The organism is Streptomyces sp. P17 (genome assembly GCF_032436805.1).
Lineage (GTDB): Bacteria > Actinomycetota > Actinomycetes > Streptomycetales > Streptomycetaceae > Streptomyces.
Genome location: NZ_JAVRBF010000496.1, coordinates 1 through 334 on the forward strand (window position 1 = coordinate 1; position 334 = coordinate 334).

At 41.0% G+C, this 334-nt stretch carries 1 pseudogene; it reads right to left on the bottom strand.

The window, feature by feature from the left end:
* Nucleotides 1–315: pseudogene (locus RMT89_RS41865) on the bottom strand (hypothetical protein); the annotation flags it as partial.
* Between the last annotated feature and the right edge of the window lie 19 nt (nucleotides 316–334).

Sequence of the window (334 nt, forward strand, 5' to 3'; positions counted from 1 at the left end):
GTCTTCATCGGTGATCATTAATGCTCGCCAAACATCTGGTGTTTGAAGATTACTATTATCCGTGTATTGCAGACGAATATGACCGGCGGAGACGATTGTATTCAAGGCGTGCTTTAATTCATCGCCCGTTTTTTCCAAGGCCGCATTATAGTAGCCATTAGGATTAAAAATATCCGAATTTTCAGGAGGCGTCGGTGTAGCATTGATGATGCAAGTCGAAGAAAATGGCTGCATCACATGAGGGTGATGAGCTTCAATATACTTGGCACTGGCATTAAAGCTAACCATTAAGGCGATGCACAATAGCTTTTTCATTATTTGTATCTCTTATTCT